Here is a 5,102-nt window from a genome sequence, read left to right on the forward strand (position 1 = left end):
GCCCACTCGGCCGTGCGCGCGGCGGCGGCGGGCTGGACTGCGGCGCGCATGGCGGCGCGCGGCGCGGCGCGGCTCGACGTGCCCCCCGCCGGCCCCGGCGCGCCGGCCGTGCGCGTCTGGCACCCGCCCGCCCTGCGGCCGGAGGCGCAGCTCGTGGCACGGCTGACCGCGAGCACCGCGCCGGCCGTCTTCCGCGACCTCGGCGTCGATCCGCCCGCTCGCGTCACCGTCGTGCTCGAGCCCGACCAAGCGACGATGAACGCCGATCTCCACCTCGGGGCCGACGCGTCGCCCATGGGCGCATACTGGCACGGCGTCGTATGGGTCCTCGCGCCTTCCGCGTGGCTCGGGCAGGACCCGCAGGGCTGGTCGCCGGACTCGCCGGCGGCCCGGACGTTCGCTCAAGACGGTCCCGTCGCCCATGAGCTGGCGCATCTCGCGCTGGACATCAAGGTCGCGGGGCGTGCCCCCGCGTGGTTCGACGAAGGCGTCGCGCAGTGGGAGGAAGCGCGCCGCACCGGCTTCGTGTGGCGCGAGCCCGCCAACGACTTCGACCAGCGACTCTACACGTACCGGGAACTTTCGCGCTCGTTCGACCGTCTTCCGAACGTCGCGCTCGCCTACCGCGAGGCCTATGTGCTGGTCGACGCGCTCTCGCAGGCCAGGGGCGGCCACGGCCTGCAGCTGGTGCTCGCGCGCATGGCGGACGGTGCCACCCTGGACGATGCGGCACGGCAGGCGCTGGGCGCGGGATACGCCGCCTGGCGCGACGGCGCGCCCTGGCGCGCGGCCGCCGCGCAGGACCGGGCCGCTTCCGCGCAGGCGACGGCGCCTCCCGGCCGCTGAGCGGGCCGGATCGCGCCGGCCGCCGGCCACGGGAACGTCGACAGGATTTCCGGGCGGGTGCCACGAAATGGGCGCCCGTCCGGATTTGTGTGATGTCACCGATGCGTGCCATACTGTGGCGGGACGGTGAGAGGCACGTTGCCGGAGCGGATTCTCGTCGTCGACGATGAACGGCCCATCGCCGACATCCTCAGGTACAACCTGGAGAAGGAGGGCTACGAGGTCTCCGTCGCCTTCAACGGCCAGGAGGCGCTCGACCGCTTCGACAAGGATCAGCCCTCGCTCGTCATCCTCGACATCATGCTGCCCCGGCTGGACGGCTTCGCCGTCTGCCAGAAGATTCGCGAGCGCTCCTCGGTGCCGATCATCATGCTGACGGCGAAGGAGGCCGAGGACGACAAGGTCCGCGGCCTGGAGCTGGGCGCGGACGATTACGTCACCAAGCCCTTCAGCCCGCGGGAACTCCTCGCCCGCGTCCGCGCCATCTTCCGGCGCGCGCCAGCGGACGCCGCCGAGCAGAACCGCACGCTGACGTGCGGCGACCTGGAACTGGACATGGCCAACTACTCCGTTCGCAAGAGGGGCAAGCCCGTGGAGCTGACGGTGCGCGAATTCGAGCTCCTCAAGCACCTCCTCCTGCACCGCGGCAAGGTGTTCACGCGGGAGGAGCTTCTCCAGCAGGTCTGGGGCTACGAGTACTTCGGCGACATCCGCACGGTGGACGTCAGCATCCGCCGCTTGCGCGAAAAGATCGAGGACAACCCGTCACAGCCCCGCTACGTGCTCACCCGCCGCGGCGTCGGCTACCTCATCGACGCCTCGTAGGCGTGTCGTGGGTCCGCGGGCCCTGGCCCGCGCGCGAGGGAGAAGCCCACGGGGTCACGGGGAGGTGTCGCGCTGTCCCGCTTCGCACGGCGTCTCAACAGCATCCAGTGGAAGCTGGTGGTGTCGCTCTTCCTCCTCGCCCTGGCGGCGATGCAGCTGATCAGCACGTTCCTCCTGCGCTCGTTGGAAGACTACTACCTCCGCCAGGCGCGCCACGATCTCCAGGTCACGGCCAGCATGGCGGCGAGCGTCATCCTGCACGACCTCGCCGAGAACCCGCCCAACCTTGAGGCGGTGCGCGAATTCGTCCAGACCTACGAGGGCGACCCCGAATCGCCGACGCGCACGGGGAGCCAGATCGTCGTCGTCAACCGGGACGACATCGTCCTCGCGGCGAGCAGCGTCGACGTCCAGCCGAACCAGCGCTTTCCCGCGCCGGAGGTGACGGACGGCGCCCTGCAGGGCGTCGTGCGGGAGCGTTCGTACGCGGACCCGCGCGGGCGGCGCCACATCACCGTGGCGGTGCCGGTCAGCGAGCGCGGCCAGATCCACGGCGCCGTCTACCTCGACGCCTCCCTTGAAGGCGTGTACGCCACGCTCGCGGACGTCCGCCGCATCCTCCTGAGCGCGACGATGCTCGCCGTGGCCGTGCTCGTGGTGCTGGGCATACTCCTCGCGCGCACGATCACCGGCCCCATCCATGAGCTGACGCGCCGCGCCGAGGAGCTGGCGGCGGGCAACTTCGACCGCCAGATCACGGTGCGCAGCGGCGACGAGGTCGGCCGGCTGGCCGCCATGTTCAACCACCTGAGCCGGCGCCTGAAGGAGACGCTCGCCGAGATCTCCGCGGAAAAGCAGCGCGCCGAGGCCATCCTGACGTACATGGCCGACGGCATCCTCGCCGTCGACCGCCGCGGGGTTGTCACCCTCATCAACCCCGCGGCCACGCGCATTCTCCGCGTGCGCGCGGGCGACGCCCTGGGCCGGCCGCTCGGGGACATCTGGACGGACCCCAAGGTGGCCGAGGCGCTGGCGGAGAGCCTGGCCGGGGAGGCGGCCGCCGTGCAGACGACGTCCGGCGAGCCGGTCCGCGCGCTGCAGGGCCAGCTGGCGCCGCTCAAGTCGGACGACGGGCGCGTGGACGGCGTCGTGATCGTCGTGCGCGACGTCACCGAGCAGGAGCAGATCGAGTCGCTGCGCAAGGAGTTCGTCGCGAACGTCTCCCATGAGCTCAAGACGCCGATCACCACGATCAAGTCGTACGTGGAGACGCTCATCGACGGCGCGCTGGACGACCCGCCCACGGCCCGCGGCTTCCTGAGCGTCGTCGTCGCCGAAGTGGACCGCATGACGCGCATGATCAACGACCTCCTGCAGCTTTCGCGGATGGAGCACGAGCGGCGGTTCTGGGACCGGCGGCCGCTGGACGTGGCGGCGGTGGCGGAGGACGTCTGCAACAAGCTGCGCCGCCGCACGCGGCGCAAGAACCTGCGCCTGGAGTGCGAGGCGACGGGCGACCTTCCGCCGGCGCTCGCGGACCGGGACAAGATCGAGCAGTTGCTGACGAATCTCATTACGAACGCGATCGACTTCACGCCGGAAGGTGGCCGCATCACCGTGCGCACGCGCGCGGAGGGAGGCGACGTCGTCGTCGCGGTGAGCGACACCGGCGTGGGAATCCCGCCGGAAGACCTGCCGCGCGTGTTCGAGCGCTTCTACCGCGTCGACAAGGCGAGGTCCCGCGAGTTCGGCGGCACCGGGCTCGGCCTGTCGATCGCGAAGGAAATCGTGGAGGGCCATGGCGGCACGATCCGCATCGAGAGCGAGCCCAACCGCGGGACCACGGTCTGGTTCACGCTGCCGGTCGTCGGCGAGGGGTACGGCCGGGCGGGGGCGACCGGATGACGGAGCGCGCGAAGTCGCTGCTGCTGTTCGCGCTCGTCGTGCTCAGCCTGTACCAGTCGGCGGTGCTGTGGTCGTCCGGCGCTCCGACGCCCACGCCGAGGCGGACGGAGCCGGTCGTGTTTCCGGGGAGCACGGCCGCCCCGCCCGTCGACCTCGCCGCGCCGGCGCGCATCGTGTGGGTGGACGGCACGGGCGCGAGATCCTGGACGGATCCCCAGGATCCGGCGTTCCAGGAGGCCTGGCGCATTCTCAAGGATGCGATCGCGCGCGTGCAGCCGCAGGCGCTGGACGCCTCGGAGGCGGCGACCGGGGGCCTCGCCGACGTCCCGCGCATCGAGGCCCTGTGGCCCGATCCGTTGCCCTGGAGCGTGGTGTACGCTTCGGCCGCCGGGCACCCGTGGACGCAGGGGGACGGGCCCCTGACGGGGCGTGTGTCCGTGGCGCTGCGGCCGGGGCGGGAGGCGGTCTCGCTCGGCAACCTCGACCGCTACCGCGTCGTGGAGCTCCCGGACGTCCCGGCTTCCTTGCGCGACGCCATGGCGCGGCTGGGTCAGGCCGGCGGCGAGGCCGTCACGCCCCTCGCAGCGCCGGCGCCCTGGGCCACGGTGGGCACCGTCTGGGTCCCGGCGCAGCCGCCCGTCCTGGGGGAGCTGGCCGTGTCCCCGGAGCCGCTGTCGGACAACCCGGCGCTGCCGGAAAGCGCGGCGCTGCCGCGGGCCTTCTTCGCGGAGACCGACGCCGTCCGCCGCATCGACGAAAAGGGCGGCGGCGTGATCTTCACCGACGGGCGCAGCACGCTGCGGCGCGACCCGACGGGGGCCCTCGCCTACGACGAGGTGGCCGCGGGCACGGGAGAGATCACCTTCGGCACGGCGCAGGCCGTGGCGGAAGCCGCACGCTTCATCGGCAGCCACGGCGGCTGGCCGGGACCGGTCGTGATCTGGCAGCTGGCCGTGCGCTACCCGGCCGGCTCGCTTCTTGCGGAGAACCCGCTCCCCCGCTCCATTCTCGTGCAGTTCGCACGGAAGGTCGCCGGCACGCCGGTCGTGGGACCCGGGGGTCCGCTGGGCGTCGTCGTCGACAGCGGCGGCCCCGCCGTCTACCGGCGCCTGGCGCGCGTCATCCTGGGCCCGTCGGCCGGGACGGTGCGCGAGATCATACGGCCGGAAGAGGCGCTCGCGGCGCTCGACGCCGCCTGGCCCTCCATCTACCCTGGAGGGCACAGCGAGCGGCGCATCGCGGACATGCGCGTCGTGTACTTCTCGCCCAACGCCATCCGCGGCCGCCAGGCGCTGCGGCCCGCCTGGTCGATCCGCCTTGCGGACGGCGACGAGTGGGCGGTCGACGCCTACGACGGGCATCTCTTGAGCTCGACCATGTGGAAGCCGTGAGGGTGGATCCCCGATGGACTGGCCCAGGGCCAAGTCGCTCCTGATCGTGACGTTTCTTGCGCTGAACGTCTTCCTCGGCTACCAGCTCCATCAGGAGCGGCGCACCGAGGCGACGGCCGGCTGGGCCGCCGCGCC

Annotated in this window: 4 protein-coding genes; all 4 read left to right on the forward strand. The window is 72.3% G+C overall.

The window, feature by feature from the left end:
- A partial coding sequence (locus tag IRZ18_08450; protein MBX5477133.1) for a hypothetical protein occupies positions 1 to 846 on the forward strand: 846 nt, incomplete at its 5' end.
- A 138-nt stretch (positions 847 to 984) separates the two neighbouring features.
- Complete coding sequence (locus tag IRZ18_08455) at positions 985 to 1,671, forward strand: response regulator transcription factor (protein MBX5477134.1); 687 nt, start codon at positions 985 to 987, stop codon at positions 1,669 to 1,671.
- Positions 1,672 to 1,791: 120 nt separating this feature from the next.
- Positions 1,792 to 3,576 (forward strand): HAMP domain-containing protein, encoded by a 1,785-nt coding sequence (locus tag IRZ18_08460; protein MBX5477135.1) that lies wholly within the window; start codon positions 1,792 to 1,794, stop codon positions 3,574 to 3,576.
- Positions 3,573 to 4,967 (forward strand): hypothetical protein, encoded by a 1,395-nt coding sequence (locus tag IRZ18_08465; protein MBX5477136.1) that lies wholly within the window; start codon positions 3,573 to 3,575, stop codon positions 4,965 to 4,967. Before IRZ18_08460 ends, IRZ18_08465 begins: the two co-directional genes overlap by 4 nt.
- Positions 4,968 to 5,102 lie beyond the last annotated feature (135 nt).

It is taken from the genome of Clostridia bacterium, assembly GCA_019683875.1.
In the GTDB taxonomy this organism is placed as follows: Bacteria; Bacillota; Sulfobacillia; order RBS10-35; family Bu92; genus Bu92.

Coding starts and splice junctions, on each gene's coding strand:
- IRZ18_08465 (MBX5477136.1), top strand. CDS start 3,573: ATGACGGAGCGCGCGAAGTCGCTGCTGCTGTTCGCGCTCGTCGTGCTC.